14 protein-coding genes and 1 pseudogene are annotated in these 15,778 nt (G+C 64.2%); 8 read left to right on the forward strand and 7 right to left on the reverse strand.

Going from position 1 to position 15,778, the window contains the following annotated elements:
• Positions 1–170: 170 nt before the first annotated feature.
• Positions 171–1,781 carry a phytoene desaturase family protein gene (locus tag JQ580_RS18580; protein WP_212281492.1) on the reverse strand — a complete coding sequence of 537 codons (1,611 nt, stop codon included), beginning with the start codon at positions 1,779–1,781 and terminating at the stop codon, positions 171–173.
• Between the two features lie 178 nt (positions 1,782–1,959).
• On the opposite strand from JQ580_RS18580, the gene JQ580_RS18585 reads away from it, so the two are divergent.
• Positions 1,960–4,239, forward strand: a complete 2,280-nt coding sequence (locus JQ580_RS18585; RefSeq protein WP_212281493.1) for a fused MFS/spermidine synthase — start codon at positions 1,960–1,962, stop codon at positions 4,237–4,239.
• Between the two features lie 113 nt (positions 4,240–4,352).
• Here JQ580_RS18585 and JQ580_RS18590 read toward each other — a convergent pair whose 3' ends face one another.
• Positions 4,353–5,348: a glycerophosphodiester phosphodiesterase gene (locus JQ580_RS18590; RefSeq protein WP_212281494.1), complete on the reverse strand. Its 996-nt coding sequence runs from the start codon at positions 5,346–5,348 to the stop codon at positions 4,353–4,355.
• Between the two features lie 131 nt (positions 5,349–5,479).
• On the opposite strand from JQ580_RS18590, the gene JQ580_RS33855 reads away from it, so the two are divergent.
• Together JQ580_RS33855 and JQ580_RS33860 are read left to right on the forward strand one after the other, a co-directional pair.
• A complete protein-coding gene (locus tag JQ580_RS33855; protein WP_249134252.1) occupies positions 5,480–6,190 on the forward strand; it encodes a hypothetical protein in 711 nt (236 codons plus the stop codon).
• The gene (locus tag JQ580_RS33860) at positions 6,187–6,741 is read left to right on the forward strand and encodes a hypothetical protein (protein WP_249134253.1); all 555 of its coding nucleotides are present in this window, start codon (positions 6,187–6,189) and stop codon (positions 6,739–6,741) included. The genes JQ580_RS33855 and JQ580_RS33860 overlap by 4 nt, the downstream gene beginning before the upstream one ends.
• A 2-nt stretch (positions 6,742–6,743) precedes the next feature.
• Here JQ580_RS33860 and JQ580_RS18600 read toward each other — a convergent pair whose 3' ends face one another.
• Positions 6,744–7,538 carry a L,D-transpeptidase gene (locus tag JQ580_RS18600; protein WP_212281495.1) on the reverse strand — a complete coding sequence of 265 codons (795 nt, stop codon included), beginning with the start codon at positions 7,536–7,538 and terminating at the stop codon, positions 6,744–6,746.
• A 305-nt stretch (positions 7,539–7,843) separates the two neighbouring features.
• On the opposite strand from JQ580_RS18600, the gene JQ580_RS33865 reads away from it, so the two are divergent.
• Positions 7,844–8,170 carry a hypothetical protein gene (locus JQ580_RS33865; RefSeq protein WP_249134255.1) on the forward strand — a complete coding sequence of 109 codons (327 nt, stop codon included), beginning with the start codon at positions 7,844–7,846 and terminating at the stop codon, positions 8,168–8,170.
• Between the two features lie 54 nt (positions 8,171–8,224).
• Here the strand turns inward: JQ580_RS33865 and JQ580_RS18610 are convergent, their stop codons facing one another.
• Entirely contained in the window at positions 8,225–8,986 is a 762-nt protein-coding gene (locus tag JQ580_RS18610; protein ID WP_212281497.1) for an ABC transporter permease, read from the reverse strand.
• On the reverse strand, positions 8,983–9,906 hold the full coding sequence (locus JQ580_RS18615) for an ABC transporter ATP-binding protein (protein ID WP_212281498.1): 924 nt from the start codon (positions 9,904–9,906) through the stop codon (positions 8,983–8,985). The genes JQ580_RS18610 and JQ580_RS18615 overlap by 4 nt, the downstream gene beginning before the upstream one ends.
• Before the next feature lie 274 nt (positions 9,907–10,180).
• Between JQ580_RS18615 and JQ580_RS18620 the strand changes: the two genes are divergently transcribed.
• Positions 10,181–10,906 carry a hypothetical protein gene (locus JQ580_RS18620; protein WP_212281499.1) on the forward strand — a complete coding sequence of 242 codons (726 nt, stop codon included), beginning with the start codon at positions 10,181–10,183 and terminating at the stop codon, positions 10,904–10,906.
• Between the two features lie 440 nt (positions 10,907–11,346).
• A complete protein-coding gene (locus JQ580_RS18625; protein ID WP_212281500.1) occupies positions 11,347–12,333 on the forward strand; it encodes a zinc-binding metallopeptidase family protein in 987 nt (328 codons plus the stop codon).
• An 18-nt stretch (positions 12,334–12,351) separates the two neighbouring features.
• Here the strand turns inward: JQ580_RS18625 and JQ580_RS18630 are convergent.
• Positions 12,352–12,762 (reverse strand): annotated as a pseudogene (locus JQ580_RS18630) (alpha/beta fold hydrolase); the annotation flags it as partial.
• Between the two features lie 111 nt (positions 12,763–12,873).
• On the opposite strand from JQ580_RS18630, the gene JQ580_RS18635 reads away from it, so the two are divergent.
• Complete coding sequence (locus JQ580_RS18635; RefSeq protein WP_212281501.1) at positions 12,874–13,491, forward strand: CGNR zinc finger domain-containing protein; 618 nt, start codon at positions 12,874–12,876, stop codon at positions 13,489–13,491.
• Between the two features lie 123 nt (positions 13,492–13,614).
• Entirely contained in the window at positions 13,615–14,556 is a 942-nt protein-coding gene (locus JQ580_RS18640) for a LysM peptidoglycan-binding domain-containing protein (RefSeq protein WP_212281502.1), read from the forward strand.
• 38 nt (positions 14,557–14,594) lie between these two features.
• Here JQ580_RS18640 and JQ580_RS18645 read toward each other — a convergent pair whose 3' ends face one another.
• Complete coding sequence (locus tag JQ580_RS18645; RefSeq protein ID WP_212281503.1) at positions 14,595–15,668, reverse strand: tartrate dehydrogenase; 1,074 nt, start codon at positions 15,666–15,668, stop codon at positions 14,595–14,597.
• Positions 15,669–15,778: the final 110 nt, after the last annotated feature.

Genomic DNA, 15,778 nt, shown 5'->3' on the forward strand with positions numbered 1-15,778 from the left:
ATTTCACAGATTGTCCACCGCTTGCCGGGACGCCGTCCACCCGCTTTTCCAGCGATTGTCCTGCCGATTTTCCACCGGCTTTCACCAAGTTCGGTCGCGACCTTCCGGCCCCCATATCGTCGGTCCAAACACAGGCCATTCAACAGCCAGTCCACAGCTCATCCACAGGCCTATCCACGGCTTCCGAACAGCGACCGGTGATCGCTCAAGATCACCTGCGCCGCGTTATGGCCGGGCGCCCCGGTGACGCCGCCGCCGGGATGGGCGCCGGAGCCGCAATGATAGAGGCCGCTGAGCGGTCCGCGATAATCGGCATGGCCCAGCATCGGCCGTGCCGAGAACAACTGGTTCAAGCTCAGCGCGCCGTGGAAGATGTCACCGCCGAGCAGGCCGAACTGCCGTTCGAGATCGAGCGGGGAAAGGATCTGGCGGCCCAGCACGCTCGCCGCAAAACCCGGCGCATATTTATCCACCGTCGCGATCATGAGATCGGCGACTTCTTCGCGATGGTCATCCCAAGATCGTCCATCGGGAAGCTCCGGCGCGACGTGCTGGCAGAACAGGCTGGCTACGTGCTTGCCCGCCGGGGCCAGCGTGTTGTCGAGCGTCGAGGGGATCAGCATTTCGACGACCGGCTCCCGGCTCCAGCCCTGCGCCCGTGCATCGAGCCAGGCGCGGTCCATGTAGGGAAGGCTCGGCGCCAGGATGATGCCGGAGCTAAGATGATCGCCGTCGCCCGGCAGCGCCGTGAACGAGGGCAGGCGGTCCAGCGCAACGTTCATGCGGAAGGTGCCGGAGCCGTTCTTCCAATTGCGGATGCGGGCGAGGAAGTCCGCAGGCAGAGCGTCGGCTGCGACCAGCCGCGTGTAGAGCAGCTTTGGATTGACATTGGCCGCGACATATTTCGCGCGGATCGTCGCGCCATTCTCCAGCACGACGCCGACGGCGCGGTCGCGCTCGACGATGACCTCGCGGACGCCGGCATCGGTTTCGATCACGACGCCGCGGTCGCGTGCCGCGCGCGCCATCGCCTGCGTGATCGCGCCCATGCCGCCGATGGCGTGGCCCCAGACCCCCTTCTTGCCATTCACCTCGCCGAAGGCGTGATGCAGCATCACATAGGCCGAGCCGGCGGCGTAGGGGCTGGCATAATTGCCGACGATAGCGTCGAAACCGAACAGCGCCTTGACCAGATCATGCTCGAAGCGTTCGTCCAGCATCTCGCCGGCGGAGCGGGTGAAGAGATCGAGCAGGCTGCGGCTCTGTTCCAGCGTAAGACCGCGCAGGATGTTGGCGGTCTTCCAGGCGTTGACACCTTCACGAACGGCCGCTGTGCCAAAGCCGTCGACGAGGTTCGGGGGCGCGCGCAAAACGAATTGCCTGAGCACGTCGGCGATATCTTCCAGCTCGCGTGAAAACCCGTCGAGCGCGCTTGCGTCGTGTGCGCTCAGCCGCGCGACAGATGCCTTCGTCCGTCCCTCGCCGGTGAGGAGATAGCTGCCGTCGGGCGCGGGCAGAAAATTCTGGGCGCGCCGTTCCACGATCCGCAGACCTTGTTCGGCGAGGCCGAGGTCGCTGACCACTTGCGGATTGAGCAAACTCACAGTGTAGGCCGCGACTGAATTGCGGAACCCGGGGTGAAACTCCTCAGTGACCGCGGCACCGCCGACCACCTTGCGGCGCTCGACCACGTGCACGCGCAGGCCCGCGCGCGCCAGATAGGCCGCGCAAGTGAGGCCGTTATGGCCAGCGCCGATGATGAGAACGTCGGTCTCGGTCATGATTTCCCTGGCGTCATTCCGGGGCGATGCGCAGCATCGCGCTTCGCAAGCCCCGGCAGGACATCTCTATATCAAGCATTTCCGACTGCAACATCACGACGCCCTTTATTGCCCGTTCAGGCGCCTTGTGCTCCATTGCGCGCGTCCGGCGCCCGCCGGGTTTTGAGCCGGAGCTTTCATGGATTCGATCGCGCAACCTGCCGCCACGGAGCAGCCGTCCTCGTCACGCAACCGGCTGTTGCTGACGGTCTACACCGCTGCGATCTTCGTCAGCGCATTGCTGCTGTTCTCGGTGCAGCCGCTGTTCACGAAGATGGTGCTGCCGCGGCTCGGCGGCTCGCCGGCGGTGTGGTCGGTGGCGATGGTGTTCTTCCAGTCGTTGCTACTGGCAGGCTACGCGTACGCCCATCTGTTGATGCAGGCGAGGAACCGAACCGTTCCGGTCGCCGTGCATCTGGTGTTGCTGGTGCTGGCCTTCGTCACGCTTCCGCTCGGCGTCGCCTCCGCTTATGGCGAGCCGCCGGCGTCGGGCTATGCGTTCTGGCTGCTCGGCCTGTTCGTGGTCTCGATCGGCCTGCCGTTCTTCGCGCTCGCCGCCAACAATCCGTTGCTGCAGGCCTGGTTCGTCCGCACCGGCCATCCGGCCGGACACGACCCCTATTTCCTCTATGCCTCCTCCAACATCGGCAGCTTCCTTGCGCTGCTGTCCTATCCGTTCCTGCTCGAGCCGATGTTCACGCTGCATGCGCAGAACCGGCTCTGGACCGGCTTCTATGGACTGTTGATCCTCCTGATCGCCGCCTGCGGTTTGCTGTTGTTGCGCTCGCCGAAGCTCGCGCAGGTCGACGCGCGGACTGAGGACGCCAATGCACCGGCGCCTGATATACTGACGCGGTTGCGCTGGATCTTCCTCGCCGCCGTGCCCTCGGGTCTTCTCATCGCGGTCACCGCGCACATCTCGACCGACGTCGCCGCGGCGCCGCTGCTCTGGGTGCTGCCGCTGTCGCTGTATCTGCTCACCTGGGTCGTGGTGTTCCAGTCGCGGCCGCTGTTGCCGCACAAATGGATGCTGATGCTGCAACCGGTCGCGATCGCGGGCGTCATCGTCCTGCTCGCGTTCGGCGGCGAGCAGAATTTGCTGCTGACACTCGGTGGCCACCAGTTATGCTTCTTCATCATCGCCATGGCCTGTCACGGCGAACTGGCGCGGACCCGGCCGGCGGCCAGATATCTTACCGGTTTCTACGTCGCGCTGTCGTTCGGCGGCATGGTCGGCGGTCTCTTTGCTGGCCTCCTTGCTCCCTTCACCTTCTCATGGATCGCCGAATACCCGATCCTGATCGCGTTTGCCGCGCTGTGCCGGCCGTCCGCGAACGAGCGCTTCGCCGGCATCGTCAAATGGTACTGGCTGGTGCTCGCCTCGCTCGCGGTGGCCCTGGTTGCGACGTCCTATACCACCGGCAGCCCCTCGACCTGGCTGGAGGATCACCGCGTCTGGGTCGCCGGCGCCGTCGGCGTGCTCGCCGCGCTGCTCGCACTGGCGCTCGATGCCGGCCGCTGGAAGATCTTCGCCACTGTCGCGCTCGCGCTGGCGCTGATCCGGGTCTATCCGGCGGACGAGGGCCGGGTCACGACGGTGCGCAGCTTCTTCGGCGTGCACAAGATCGTGGTGACGCCAGGCGGCTATTTCCACGTGCTGATGCACGGCACCACAATCCACGGCGCCGAGCGTTTTCGCAACAATGACGGCACGCCGGTCACCGGCCGGCCCGAGCCGATCACCTATTATCACAAGGACGGCGGCATCGGTCAGGCTGTCAGCGCGATCCGCGAACGCAAGGGCGCGCCGCTCAAGGTCGCCGCGATCGGTGTCGGATCGGGTACGCTCGCCTGCGCCGCCGAACCCGGCGAGGACTGGAAATTCTTCGAGATCGACCAGTCGATGGTGGATGCGGCGCGTGACCCCAGGAACTTCCGCTACATATCGAGCTGCCTGCCGGACATGAAGCCGGTGATCGGCGATGCGCGCCTCACCTTCGCAAAGGAGCCTGACGGCGCCTACGACCTCATCATCGTCGATGCCTATTCGTCGGATGCGATCCCGATTCATCTGGCCACTGAAGAGGCGATGAAGATCTACAAGGACAAGCTGGCCCCGCAAGGTGCCGTGGTGATGCACGTCTCCAACCGGCATCTGGATCTCGAGACCGTCGTGGTCGGCATTGCCGACGCCAACGATCTCAAGAGCTGGGTCTTCAACGAAGATTCCGGGCGTGATGGCGATTACATCTTCTCGACCGACGTCGTCATCTCCGCGCGCGAGGAGGCTGATGTCGGCAGGCTCGCGTCCTCCAAGGTCTGGGAGCAGACCGAGGCCGACGACAAGGTGCGGGTCTGGACCGACGACTATTCCAACATCCTCGGCGCTTTGTACCGGCGCTTGAAGAATGGTGAGTAGGGCACGAGAAGCATCGTCCGGTGCGATGCGCGGGGCCCATGGCGCGCTGCTCTGGTCCCGGATCTGCGGAGCAGCGTTGCACGCTGCACCGCGCCCGGGACACGAGACTGGAGTTACGGTGCGACCGGCGTCCCCGCCGGCAGCGCGATGCCCTTCTCGCCGGCAACCTCGCGCAGCAGGTCGGGCCGGTCGGAAATGATCCCGTCGACGCCGAGATCGATCATCCGCACCATGTCTTCGCGCTTGTTGACCGTCCACACCACGACGCGCAACCCGAGCTGGTGGGCTTCCGCGATGAGCGCGGCGGTCACATCGCCGAAATGGGGTGACCAGATCGCTCCGCCCGCCGCCTTGATCGTCCGCGGCAGCGAACCTCCGTGATCGGCCGGGTTGAAGCCCGCTGTCCAGTTGGTGGCCTTGTCCAGCGACACGGTCTGGCCCGAGCCGCGCTGCAGCGTCAGGTACACCGTCGTTATCTTCGGTGCCTGCTGCTGGACCAGCTGCAGGGTTCTCCAGTCGAAGGACTGGATCATGACGCGGTCGGAGAATGCTTCGGTCTCGATCAGCCCCAACAACTTCGCGACAAAGGCTTGCGGATCGAGCGTTTCGTCCGGATGGTTCGGGTCGATCTTGGTCTCGATGTTGAAACGCACGCGCGAGTTGCCGGATTTTCGCACCAGCGCGAACAGCTCGCTTAGGGTTGGAATGCGCGTCCCCGGCACGGCGCGCTGGTCCGGGAATTGTTTCGCATAGGCACTGTCCGGCCGGATCTGGCCGACGTCATAGGTCCTGACCTCGTCCAGCCGCATTTTCACGAAGGGCGTGCCGGGCGGAGTGATGTAAGCCCCGCCGGTGCCGCGTGCGAGATCAGGATTGAGCCCGCGCTCATGCGACACCACGACCTCGCCGTCCGCGGTGACGCCGACATCGAGCTCCAGCGTGTCCACGCCCATCGACAACGCGTTGGCGAAGGCGGGCAGGGTGTTTTCAGGCAGCAGCGCTCGCCCGCCGCGATGGGCTTCGAGATCAAAAGCCATGTCTAGCGCCTTGGCTTGTCCTGCAATGAGGGCCGAGAGCACGGTCAGGATTGTCGTGATACGTGACGGCATCGGCGATCGCAGCACTCGTGAAAGCGCGAGCTTATGAAATCTTTGCGCGTTTCGTCCAGCCTCGCCGTTGACGGCGGCCTTTTAAGGCGGAAACTGTCGCCCAAAAAGCAACGGTTCGGGGAGCCACTCACATGCGGCTTGTCTTTATCGCAACGATGGCGGTGCTCATGATCGGACAGGTGGCAGCCAGGGACGTGCTTTCGGGCGCAAGTCTTTATGAAGATGTGGCGCGCTATGCCTCCTTCGGCCTGCACCGCTTCGGCTCTGCGGGCGATCGCGCGACCGCCGACTGGATTGCCGGCGAGATGAAGCAGGCGGGCTTGGATGTCAGCTTCCAGCATGTCGTGCTAGGCCGGCAATATGTCGTCGAGCAGGCCAGCGCCGAAGTTGCCGGCACGAGTGTCGAAGCAACGCCATTCTGGTGGCCGCACCAGGACCGGGCGAGCTTCCGCCTGTCGGCGCCGCTTGCACGCGAAGGCGATGTCGCCGGCAAGATCCTTTGGTTGGAGCTGCCATTCGACCGCGGTGCGTATTTGGGGCCGACCCATCGCGCGGCCATTGCTGAAGCGGCAGCGAGGCAGCCGGCCGCGATCCTGCTGATGATCGGCAATCCCGCCGACGATCGCTTCGCCTACAATGTCACGCAGGAGGATGCGCCCTGGCCGATGCCGGTGATTGTGGTCGGAGCCAGGTCGAGAGCGACGTTCGAGCGCGCGCTCGCCTCGGGCGCAGCTGTCAGCTTCGACATCAAGGGCCATTACGAACGCATGTTACCGGCCGCAACGTCATCGCCGAGATCGGCGCCGGTCGCGGGCCGACCGTCGTGGTCTCCACGCCGATGACCGGGTGGTTTGGCTGTGTCTGCGAGCGTGGTCCCGGTATCGCAAACTTCCTCGCGCTGGCCCGCACCGTTGCTGCGGAGAAATGGCCGGCTCATTTCGTCTTCGTCGCCACCGCCGGCCACGAGATCGGCCACGGTGGCATGGAGTTGTTCCTGGCGCGCGGAGCGCCGGCGCCGAAGGACACGCTGGCGTGGATTCACTTCGGCTCGTCGAATGCGTGCTACGGCTTCGCGGAGGGTGCGCGCACCGATCGGCCCGAGGAGGAGCGCTATCTCGTGCTCAGCAAATCCGCGGTCGCGCTGACCGATGAGGCCTTCGCCAAGGTCGCGGCCAAACGCCTGGTGACCGAGAAGCAGGCGGTCGGTGAGCTGCGCGATGTGCACGCGGCGGGCTACGCGAACTTCCTCGGCATGGCCGGCCGGCATCGTACTTTCCACACGCCCTCGGATGAACTCGAAGGGACCGGGCCCGAGATCCTCGAGCCGGTCGCCCGCGCCTTCGTCGCTGCTGCGCGGAAGATCGTGGAACGCGGCGACGCCGCGTTCCGATAGCGTCAGTTCTGGTAATAGTAGCCGCGCGGCTGGTAAACCTGCCGGGGCTGCGGCTGATAGTAGGTGCCCGGCTGGCCGTAACCCTGGTCGTAGGTTGGCTGCGGCAATTGCTGATAGGCCTGCGTGCCATAGGGCCGCGTGATCGGGCGCGGCGCAGGATAGCGCGCGCCGGTGTCGCTGCCGTCGGCGGGATAGATGTAATTGTCGTCCTGCGGCATGTAGCGACGGGCGGGCTGCTGCGGCGGCGTCAGGTTCACGGGATCGCCGGTGGTCGCGTACTGCTCTTCGACAGGCTGCTGGGGCGCGCGGGCGATTGCATTGTTGGTGCGGCCGCGCGGATTGCGCGCAAGGGCCACCTGCGCCGAGCCGGTCAGCGTCACAGTGGTGTTGAGCACGCCTTGCTTCTGGACCAGCGCATAGAGCGTCGAGGCGTTCTGGCGCGACAGCCGTACGCAGCCATGGGACGCCGGCGAGCCGAGGCGGCCGACCGAGTCCGTGCCATGGATGGCGTGGCCGACCTTGGTGAAGAAGATTGCGTGCGGCATCGGCGCGTCGTCGAATTCCTTGGAGTAGTGATCCTCCTCCATCCGGAAGGTGCGGAACGCGCCGTTCGGTGTCTCGCGCGAGGGGATGCCGGTCGACACCGGCCAGTGATACCGCGCGACTCCATCGACCGCGACGGTCATCTGCTGATTGTCCTTGTCAACGGTGATCTCGACCTTGGCCTGCGCGCTGCCCGCGCTGAAAAGCATCAGGGACGTGAAAGCGATGAAAAATGAACGCATCTGAGAACGCATCTGAATCCTGGCCTCCGGCCTGTTCACGCTAGGCGCCGCGGCTCTCCGTCCCCGGCGTGCAATATGCCCGCAATCCGGCTTTCGTTCCAGCGGCCTGCCTGCCCATCGTTAACGCCGCGCTAGGCGTAAGCAAGGCCGCTTCGTGCCGGCGAGAGTGCAGCAGCGCTGACATTTTCGCGAGCGGCGACCCGTTCACCATCGCCGACAATTCGTCACGAAGGCGCAACTATTCCGCCGTCCGGCGCGTTGATGCTGACTTGCCTCGACAGGCGGCGCGCGCCGCCATTCAGCCCTTGGGATCGAAGATGAACAAAGCCCGTATCGCCGCCGCGCCGTCGCCGGCCGGTTTGCCCGTCCGCTTGGCGTTCGCAGCCGCCGCCATCCTGCTCGCGCTGTTGGCGCTGCCGCAAGCCGGCCACGCCCAGGGAATCGTCCGGGGCGCCCAGGAAGGCTCTTACGAGGGCAACCGGATTGCCGGGCCCGTTGGTGGCGCGGTCGGAGGCGTCGTCGGTGCAGGCGTGGGCGGCGCCGTTGGTGCTGTCGAAGGCGTCCTCGGCATTCCCCACCGTCACTACCGTCATCGCTGCCGCGGCTATTACGACGGCTACCACCGCTTCCATTGTTATCGGTAAGCACGAGACGAACGCCATTCCGGGCTCGCCCTTCGGGCGGCCCGGATCGATAGCTCAATTCTTCAGCCGATACCCGGTGCGGAAGATCCACCAGATCACGACGAGGCAGATCACCAGGAACGCCAGCGTCATGCCGACGCTGACGGACATGCTGACATCAGCGATCTCGTAAAAGCTCCAGCGGAAGCCGGAGATCAAATAGACGACCGGATTGAGCAACGCCACCGTACGCCAGGTGGGCGGCAGCATGTCGATGGAATAGAAGCTGCCGCCGAGGAAGGTCAGCGGCGTCACCACCAGCATCGGGATCATCTGCAGCTTCTCGAAGCCGTCGGCCCAGATGCCGATGATGAAGCCGAACAGGCTGAACGTCACTGCCGTCAGCACCAGGAAGGCCAGCATCCAGACCGGATGGTGGATGTGCAGCGGCACGAACAGCCCGGCCGTCGCCAGGATGATCAGGCCGAGGATGATCGACTTGGTCGCGGCGGCACCGACATAGCCAAGCACGATCTCGAAATAGGAGATCGGCGCCGACAGGATCTCGTAGATGGTGCCGGTGAATTTCGGGAAGTAGATGCCGAACGAGGCGTTGGCGATGCTCTGGGTCAGCACCGAGAGCATGATCAGGCCGGGCACGATGAAGGTGCCGTAGCTGACGCCCTCGACCTGGCTGATGCGCGATCCGATCGCCGCGCCGAACACCACGAAATAGAGCGAGGTCGAGACCACCGGCGAGACGATGCTTTGCAGCAGCGTGCGCCAGGTGCGCGCCATTTCGAACAGATAGATGGCGCGGATGGCGCGATGGTTCATGACGTCCTCACGAGATCGACGAAGATGTCCTCGAGCGACGATTGCGTCGTGTCGAGATCGTTGAAGCGGATGCCGGCGGTGCGGAGGTCGCCGAGCAGGCTGGTGATGCCGGTGCGCTCGCCCTTGGTGTCGTAATCGTAAACCAGCGTCGCGCCATTATCGCATAGCTCCAGCTCGTAATCGCGAAGGCTCTCTGGCAGCGTGTCGAGCCTGCCTTGCAGATGCAGCGTCAGGCGCTTCTTGCCGAGCTTTTGCATCAGGCTTGCCTTGTCCTCGATCAGCACGATCTCGCCCTTGTTGATGATGCCGATGCGGTCGGCCATCTCCTCGGCTTCCTCGATGTAATGCGTGGTGAGGATGATGGTGACGCCTGACTGCTGGAGGGTGCGCACCACCTCCCACATGCCCTTGCGCAGTTCGACGTCGACGCCCGCGGTCGGCTCGTCCAGAAACAGGATCTGCGGCTCGTGCGACAGCGCTTTCGCAATCATCACGCGGCGCTTCATGCCGCCGGAGAGCGTGATGATCTTGTTGTCTTTCTTGTCCCAGAGTGAGAGGTCTTTCAGCACCTTCTCGATGTGCGCGGGATTCTTCGGCTTGCCGAACAGGCCGCGGGAGAAGCTCACGGTTGCCCACACGCTCTCGAAGGCATCGGTGTGCAATTCCTGCGGTACGAGGCCGATCAGCGAGCGCGCCTTGCGGTAGGAGGTCTGGATGTTCTCGCCACCGACCAGAACCTGGCCTTCGCTGGGGTTGGCAATGCCGCAGATGATCGAGATCAGCGTGGTCTTGCCGGCGCCATTGGGGCCGAGCAGTGCGAAGATTTCGCCGCGCTTGATGTCGAGATTGACGTTCTTGAGTGCCTTGAAGCCGGACCCATAGGTCTTCGACAAATTGGCGACAGAAATGATGGGGGACATGAGGGCCGGTAGGGCTGGGGAGTTGTCCGGAACCTACCGGGAACGGCGGGTCAGCGGAGCCCTGAGATAGGAATGCCCTTGCCGGCTCGCAATCGGCGAAGGAAAAATGGTCCCAAAACAGGCGCTTCGGTGGCAGGTTTCAGACAGGTGTTGCGCGATGGTCACGGGCTGTGGCTAAGATCACGGTTCACGCGGCTCTTTGTTGCGTCCGCAACGCGGCCGTGGCTACGATTCCGGCCAATCGCAAAGCGTATTGTCCCCAGGGAAACCACCGATGAGACCGAACGGCCGTCACACCGCCGGCGCCAGCCAATTGTCCGCCCTCCGTGGTTGGGCGATCTGCCTGCTCGTGCTGTCAACTGTTGCCATCAGCCCGACCGCAGCCCGGGCTGCGCCGAGCCAGGCCCAGGTCGCGACCACGCATGTTTACCTGCTCCGCGGCGTGCTGAACATCTTCTCGCTCGGTCTCGACACGATCGGCGCCCGCCTCCAGGCGCAGGGCGTCCCGGTGACCGTTGCCAATTTCGTGTCCTGGTCCTCGCTCGCCGATGAAGCCGCAGCGAACTACAAGGCCGGTCGCCTCAAGACCATCGTCCTGGTCGGGCATTCCTCCGGCGCGACCGCTCTGCCCGACATGATCGCCAAGCTCAACCAGCTCGGCGTGCCCGTGAAGCTGGCGATCGGTCTCGACTCCGTGTTCAAGACCAAGCTCACCACCGGCGCGGAGCGTTACATCAACATCTACATCGGCGACGGTCCCGGCGAGCCGGTGAAGCGTGCCGACGGCTTCCGTGGCAAGCTCGACAATGTCGACGTCCGCGGCACCGGCGTCGGCCACATCTCGATCGACAAGAACGAGGCGATCCAGCGCCGCGTGATCGCCGAGATCGACGCCGCCATCATGCGCTCGCGCGCGCCGGCGGTTTCGGTCGCCGAGCCCGGCGCGCCCGTCGCACCGCGGCAGGCACGTTCCGCGGCGGCGACGGCTCCGCGGAACTGAACTTTTCGCCCGACCCGATACGCTGACTTGGTCATGCCGCCGTCGACTTGAGTGTCGGCGGCGGCATCGCTTTGTCGGGCGATGTCATCGCCGGACATCAGAGGGGAGCGCCGCACTAGCGCAAAAGATTTCCTCGCGAGAGCCCATTGGAACTCCCCGCTCGATCTGGCGTTGTCAAACCATGGCTCAGAAACGTAGTGTCGGACCGATGTCGGTTCAGCCCGAGCGCTCTTGGGCCGGACACCCGGTTGGCGAGAATGTGCCCGCCGAGATGCCGCGGCCACGATCGAGCCTTTTGAGCGCGAAGCAAGCCGAACTGTTGAGACAGCGGGCCATCCGGATGCAGCGCGCGTTGCTTTACGGCAAGAACGACGGCCGCAAGACTTCCTCGAAGTAATGGTCCGGGCGCCAGGCGTGCCGGCTTTTTGGGACCCGAGAACGTGAAGCTGTTCCAGTGCCCATCATGCCGACAACCAGTCGCGTTCGAGCACACCCTGTGTGCGAACTGCGGCACGCAGCTGGTGTTCGATCTTTCATGCATCAATCTGACGATGCTCGCGGGTAATCAGTCCTGCCGTAACCGCGAGATCATCGGCTGCAACTGGTCCGTCAAGGGCGCGGACTGGTACTGCGACTCCTGTCGCCTGACGCGCACCATCCCGCATCTCGGCAGCACCAGGAACGTCATGCTCTGGCGCCGGGTGGAGGAAGCCAAGCGCCGTCTTCTCTACGATCTCCGCCGGCTCGGACTTCCGCTGGTATCGCGCAGCGGTGAGCGCGTGGCATTCGACATCCTTTCCGACGAAATCACTCCGGTTCTGACAGGGCATCTTTCGGGTGTGATTACGCTCAATCTGGCAGAGGCCGACGACGTCGAGCGCGAGGCTCGCCGCGTGGCGTTCCGGGAGCCGTACCGGACTCTGCTCGGGCATTTCCGTCACGAGATCGGTCATTTCTATTGGGATCTTCTGGTCAACGGCACGCTGTTCCAGGCACCGTTCAGGCTGATCTTCGGCGACGAGACGATGGACTATCAGGCCGCAATCCGCGGCTATTATGGACGCACCGATCGTTCATTCCAGCGCAGCGGCTTCATCAGCGAATACGCCACATCTCATCCGTGGGAGGATTGGGCCGAGACTTTCGCGCATTTTCTCCACATCTTGTCGACCCTCGACTCGGTTGGCAGCCTGCCGTTGTCTCTGGACGAGCGCGCGCGGCAGACCCTGACGGACCCCTATTTGGAAAGCGACATCGAGGCGCTGCTGGCATTGTGGACTCCGCTCTCCCGCGGCCTCAACGAACTCAACCGGTCACTCGGCATGAGCGACGCTTATCCGTTCGACATATCGCCCGCGGTCAAGGGCAAGCTGCACCTCGTGCACATGGCGATCAGCGCATTCCGCGAGCAAAGGCTTGCCGCGTAACGTGGTGGAGCGGCTTCGTTACGTCAGGAAGGCGCGGATGGCGTGTGCGATTTCCTTCGCATGCGTCTCCAGTGCGAAATGGCCGGTATCGAAGAACTGAACCGCCGCATTAGGATTGTCGCGCTTGAACGCCTCGGCGCCGGGCGGAATGAAGAACGGGTCGTTCCTGCCCCAGACCGCGAGGAGCGGCGGTTTGTGCGTGCGGAAATAGTCCTGGAAGTCGGGATAGAGCGCGACGTTACTCCTATGGTCGCCCATCAGATCGAGCTGCACGTCGTTCGAGCCTGGACGCGTCAGATAGAAATTGTCGAGGTTCTGGATCGGCGTCCAGCCGTCGCTCAGGCCTTCCTCATAGCCATTGCCGTTCTGTGAGATGATCGCCGTAATCCGCTCGGGGTGGTTGAGCGCGAGCCGGAAGCCCGTCGGGCTCTACGGATGTAACCTGTTAAATATTCCATATTAGGTTACATACGCGGAGGTGTAACTTGTCAAATGTATTTTTGAAGGTTACCTATTGGCCTATTAGGCTCAGGATCGCTCATGGGCAGACCGCGAGCAATGTTCATCGCCGACTCGATAGGCCTCGATTTCCTCAATTCGGTGGCGACGCCGGTCGATATGCCCCTCGACTGGCTCGACGATGGCGAGGGTCTCATCGACTGGCTCTGCCAGGCGAAACTGGCGGCGCCGGAGGAACTGGACGCCCTGAAGGCGCGCGCGAAGCCGGGCGAACTCGACAATGTCGCCGGTCAGGCTCGCGCCTTGCGGGAGTGGTTTCGCGGCTTCGTGCGCAAACATGCGGGCCGGCCGCTGACGGTGGATGCGCTGAGCGAACTGGGTCCGCTGAACCGTTTGATGGAGCGCGACGAGAAATTCACGCGGATCGAGCCCGGGCCGGACGATGGCGGCGTTCTCGCGCTGCGAACGAAGCGGCGCTGGCAATCAGCGGACTCCCTGCTGCTGCCCCTCGGTGAGGCCATGGCGAAATTCGTCTGCGACGAGGATCTCACCGATGTGAAGGCGTGCAAAGGCCATAACTGCACGATGCTGTTCGCCGATCACACCCGCCGGCGTGCCCGCCGGTGGTGCACCATGGCGGTCTGCGGCAACCGCGCCAAGCAGGCCGCACATCGCAGCCGGCTCAGGACCAGCCCGTGACGGGTCCAGTGTGTGCGCGTGGGATCACGGGGCTCTGACGTGCGCGCCCCAAAATCCACCAAATCGATGGTCACTAAGCCACGGGGGAGGCCTTCTGCCTTCCGTGGTGGAACTGCTGGACTGATGATTGATCTGAGGCGCCTCGTCGCGCTGGCAGCTGTCGTGCTGCTGGCCCTGAGTACCGGCATGGCCGCTGCCTCACCCGCCAAATCGAAGTCGACTACGGCCGTCCACACTGCACCGCCGCCTCCGCCCTTCGAGCCATTGCCGCCGCCCAGGATCTACCTGTTCCGCGGCGCCATGGGACCGATCTTCTCGACCGGCATGGACCGGCTCAGCGAGAAGCTGACACAGGCCGGCTTTTCCGCCGATGTCTACGAATTCACCCTGTGCCGGTTCATCGGCAACCGCGTCATCGCCAGCTACAAGGAGAAAGCGGCGCCGATCGTGCTGATCGGCCACTCCATGGGCGGGCTTTGCTCGATCATCATCTCCGAGATGGCGGAAAAGGAGAACATTCCGATCAGCCTCGTCATCGCCATCGACCCTGCGCATGCGACGGGTGACGTGCCGCTCAATGTCGAGCGCTTCATCAACATCTTCCTGTCCGACAGCGTGCTCGGCGGCGGCGACGTCGTCGCGGTCCCCGGCTTTCGCGGCCATTATGCAAGCTACGACCTCAAGGAAAACGGCCGCGTCTCGCACATCAACATCGAAAAGTCCGATGACATCCATCGCCAGATCCTCGAGATGGTGACGCAACTGCCGCGCATTCCGCCTCAGACCCAGTCCGGCGCCGTGCCGCTGCGCTATCTGGTGCCCGCCGATACGCTGGTTGAATTGTGGGACAGCGGCGTGCGGGTGCCGGTGCGCCCCGGCGACACTATGGAGAGCATCGCAGCCGCCAATCGCGTGCCGCTGTGGACGCTTGCGCAGAGCAACTCTCTTGCAGAGAACGCGCAACTCACCCCTGGCCAGACCGTCATCGTCCCGCGCCACCTGACGCCGCCAGAGCCTGCATCGGCGATGGCGACACCACCGCCGGCTCCTGCAAAGCGGAAGTAAGCTCTCCGCCTCTTCCGCAAGCGGTGAAAAGGCGAGAGCTACACGTTCGACCCGTTGATCGCGTCGATCACCGCATCCGTCACTTCCTTCGTCGTCGCCTTGCCCCCGACATCGGGCGTCAGCACGCCCGCCGCGCAGACACGCTCGACCGCCGCCATCAGCCTCGAGGCCGCATCCGTCTCGCCGAGATGCTCCAGCATCTGCACGCCGGTCCAGAACGTCGCGACCGGATTTGCGATGCCCTTGCCGGTGATGTCGAAAGCCGAGCCGTGGATCGGCTCGAACATCGAGGGGAAGCGGCGCTGCGGATCGATGTTGCCGGTCGGCGCCACGCCCAGACTGCCTGCAAGTGCGCCGGCGAGGTCGGACAGGATGTCGGCATGGAGATTGGTCGCGACGATGGTGTCGAGGCTCTTCGGATGCAGGGTCATCCGCACCGTCATGGCGTCGACCAGCATCTTGTCCCAGGTCACGTCGGGGAATTCGGTCGCGACCTCGGCGGCGATCTCGTCCCACATCACCATGCCGTGGCGCTGCGCGTTCGACTTGGTCACGACGGTCAGGAATTTACGCGGACGCGACTGCGCGAGCTGGAACGCATAGCGCATGATGCGGGTGACGCCGACGCGGGTGAAGATCGCGACTTCTGTGCCGACCTCTTCCGGCAGGCCCCGGTGCGCGCGGCCGCCCATACCGGCATATTCGCCTTCCGAATTCTCGCGTACGATCACCCAGTCGAGATCGCCGACGCCGACATTGCGCAGCGGCGAGGCGACGCCCGGCAGGATCTTGGTCGGTCGCACATTGGCGTATTGGTCGAAGCCCTGGCAGATCGGCAGGCGCAGGCCCCACAGCGTGATGTGGTCGGGCACATCGGGTGCGCCGACCGCGCCGAAATAGATCGCGTCGAACGTCTTCAGCTCGGCAAGGCCATCCGCTGGCATCATCACGCCGTGCTTCTTGTAATAGTCCGAGCCCCAGTCGAACGTCCTGACGTTGAAGGCGAGATCGCCGCTACGCTTGGCCAGCGCCTCAAGGACCCGGACGCCTGCCGAGATCACCTCGGGGCCGATGCCGTCGGCGGGAATGGCTGCGATCGAATGGGTGCGCATAGGAAAGCTCCATGGGACCAGGCCGCGGCGCGACCAGATGAGGCTGGCGAGCCGAGCAATTCGCGCTGGCTTATACAGAAAATGATGCGCTATGACATCAGTCCGAGCGA

Origin of the sequence: Bradyrhizobium sp. SZCCT0148 (assembly GCF_018129985.1) — a bacterium.
Lineage (GTDB): Bacteria > Pseudomonadota > Alphaproteobacteria > Rhizobiales > Xanthobacteraceae > Bradyrhizobium > Bradyrhizobium japonicum_H.

Coding starts and splice junctions, on each gene's coding strand:
- JQ580_RS18615 (WP_212281498.1), bottom strand. CDS start 9,906: ATGTCCCCCATCATTTCTGTCGCCAATTTGTCGAAGACCTATGGGTCC.
- JQ580_RS18620 (WP_212281499.1), top strand. CDS start 10,181: ATGAGACCGAACGGCCGTCACACCGCCGGCGCCAGCCAATTGTCCGCC.
- JQ580_RS18580 (WP_212281492.1), bottom strand. CDS start 1,781: ATGACCGAGACCGACGTTCTCATCATCGGCGCTGGCCATAACGGCCTC.
- JQ580_RS18590 (WP_212281494.1), bottom strand. CDS start 5,348: ATGCCGTCACGTATCACGACAATCCTGACCGTGCTCTCGGCCCTCATT.
- JQ580_RS33855 (WP_249134252.1), top strand. CDS start 5,480: ATGCGGCTTGTCTTTATCGCAACGATGGCGGTGCTCATGATCGGACAG.
- JQ580_RS18610 (WP_212281497.1), bottom strand. CDS start 8,986: ATGAACCATCGCGCCATCCGCGCCATCTATCTGTTCGAAATGGCGCGC.
- JQ580_RS33860 (WP_249134253.1), top strand. CDS start 6,187: ATGACCGGGTGGTTTGGCTGTGTCTGCGAGCGTGGTCCCGGTATCGCA.
- JQ580_RS18640 (WP_212281502.1), top strand. CDS start 13,615: ATGATTGATCTGAGGCGCCTCGTCGCGCTGGCAGCTGTCGTGCTGCTG.
- JQ580_RS18585 (WP_212281493.1), top strand. CDS start 1,960: ATGGATTCGATCGCGCAACCTGCCGCCACGGAGCAGCCGTCCTCGTCA.
- JQ580_RS18600 (WP_212281495.1), bottom strand. CDS start 7,538: ATGCGTTCTCAGATGCGTTCATTTTTCATCGCTTTCACGTCCCTGATG.
- JQ580_RS18635 (WP_212281501.1), top strand. CDS start 12,874: ATGGGCAGACCGCGAGCAATGTTCATCGCCGACTCGATAGGCCTCGAT.
- JQ580_RS18645 (WP_212281503.1), bottom strand. CDS start 15,668: ATGCGCACCCATTCGATCGCAGCCATTCCCGCCGACGGCATCGGCCCC.
- JQ580_RS33865 (WP_249134255.1), top strand. CDS start 7,844: ATGAACAAAGCCCGTATCGCCGCCGCGCCGTCGCCGGCCGGTTTGCCC.